1 protein-coding gene is annotated in these 2,557 nt (G+C 31.5%); it reads right to left on the reverse strand.

The features are described from left to right. Positions 1-321 precede the first annotated feature (321 nt). A partial coding sequence (locus KI369_RS26360) for a glycosyltransferase (protein WP_212958436.1) occupies positions 322-2,557 on the reverse strand: 2,236 nt, incomplete at its 5' end.

The raw sequence follows: 2,557 nt of genomic DNA on the forward strand, positions 1-2,557 counted from the left end.
AATGAACCTTTCATTTATTTATATTTATTACGTTTCTATCATCGCTTCCTCCAACCTATAAATTAGTAAGCTTCACTAACTATTTGCATATACAGCTTTATTTACTCTTTACTTATATACTTCAAATAAAAAAAGTAAAAACTACTTCATTTATTTGAAGTAGTTTTTACTTTTCAATAACCTTTGCACTTTCTCTCAATAAACATTCAAAACTAACTCATTTCATACTCAATTTCTTGCTATTCAACGCTTATTAAAGGTGTGGCTTCCATATTAAAATAAATTTCTTTAAGTTACTCATATGATTAGCAGAATATCCTGTTATAAAAAATCTTTGAAATTTCTATTCTTCAATAAATAAGAAAACCCTTCTATATGATCTCCTGTAATTCTCAATACAGCTGGTGGATGTCCTACTGTTGCAAAGTGCTCGTTTGGACGAATACGATTTGGTTTCATAACATCTACAAAATGGACACATTCAACTTTATATCCTTCTAATATTGCCTTTACTTGCGCAACACACGCTGTGTGAAGAGTATCCCAGCCGATACCCTCTAAACATTTTCTACTAATTGCGTGGGGAACAGCAATTGTGGATCCCACACCTAAATCTTTACGATTACAAGCAATATTCAACATATATTTATATAAACTTACAATATATAGAGGAAATCTAAGATTTAAATTTAAATCATTTAAAACCATATCAACACCATCCGCAACAGCCTGCGTTAACGGATGAAGGTCTTTTGCTGGAATAGCAAAATCAGCATCAATAAAGAGAAGTATATCCCCTACGGCTTCTTGTGCACCAATTGCCCGTCCTACATCATGCCCTAATCTTTCTTGATAAACAATTACTGTTGCCCCTAATTGCTTAGCAATTACTTCTGTCTGATCTGTTGACCCATTAATGACAACAATTATTTCTTTCGGTTCAATTTTTCTTGCCTCAAGAATAACTTCTTTAATCGTTGATTCTTCATTTTGTGCTGGTATAATAATTGATAACTGTTTTCCATTATAAATTGATGAATTCATACCCCATCCTTTATGGTAACGTGAATAATTCTTTTGTTTTTTTAGTTGCTCTATAATTTCTCTTTTTCTTCCTCCATCTGTATAGTTACCTCTATCATCTTTTCGCTGCAACCAACTCTCCAAAGCTTTTACATTCTCTTTCATCTCACATACTTCTAATTTAGTTAATTCATCTCTATAGAAAGAAATTTTGTTTACGGGTATATCATTCAACAAAGTATTAGTGATGGCTGACGAGGATTGTAGTCGCCACCCTTTCTCAATAAGAGTTATTTGAGAAAGAATGGGATTTTGCAAGGTGTCATATCCAATGTCTTCAATTGCTTTTTTAGTAATAGCATATGGCATAGATAACATCGAATCATATTTTAAATCTATACGCCCCAATACATCGTTTACTATTTTTCTATACACCATAGCAATACTTGGCCATTCTACTCTCATCTTTTCAAAACATACGGAGTCTATGTTATTCAAAATTACATCCTGTTCCTTTTTTAGTAGCGGTTCTATAAATCGTTCTAATTCTATCGAAAAAATAACATCTTCTCCATCTAAAAATAAAACTACATCTCCATTGGCGGTTTTTGCCCCATGAACTGGTGCTTTCCATTTATTTTTCTCCTCAATTACAACAACGTTACTTTCAATAAAAGTAGGTATAGATTGTATCGCACTCATTCTATCATTAGCTACTATAATAATTTCTAGTGGTTTTATATGCTGCACTTTATTTAAAATTTGATTCAATTTCGATTTATCTTTTCCTAAAACGATAACGACTGACAAACCAACTTCTTTTTGTTCTTTTCTCACAGTCTGATTAGGCTTTACTTTTTTTATATATTCAATTGTTTCACTCTTTCCTACAGCTGCATGCCCTGCTTTTTTATCGAAATATAGGTCTATTACAATTTGATTTACTTCAATATCCTCATCCAATTGTTCTAATTCAGAAATAAATGGTAGTAAATGATTTTGCACATCAAATTCACACGCGAAATTTTGCAAAAAATAAATGTTCGGTACGTATTTAATGTGATTAAAAAATTTTACTACATTAATTCTTTCTTCAAATTTTCCTTCAACTTCTTCTCTTGATAAACCTGGATAAGATAAATCGAAAACTAGATTTATTGGTACAGGTATCCATTTTAATAAATTTGTTTGAGGATTATTAATTAAAACTGTGGAGCCCTTAACGAATCCAGCTAAAATTAAAGACATAAACCCTCCCCCGGAACTACCATAAAACAACACATTTTTTGAATCAACTTTTAACTTTGTAAATACTATTTCTAAAATATTAGCTATATCCTGTAAATAAAATCTATCTAACTCCCCTTGTCCCCAACCTAAAGATAATTTTCCAAGATATAAAGTAGGATCATTAAAATATATAACAGTATCTTCAAATTCTTCCATCCACGAATGTCGATGAAAAATTGGTGGACCAATTGGCTGTTCTTGAAATCCACCTGCTCCAGATCCAAAAACAATAGTGTTAGAAGCG

It is taken from the genome of Bacillus sanguinis, from assembly GCF_018332475.1.
Lineage (GTDB): Bacteria > Bacillota > Bacilli > Bacillales > Bacillaceae_G > Bacillus_A > Bacillus_A sanguinis.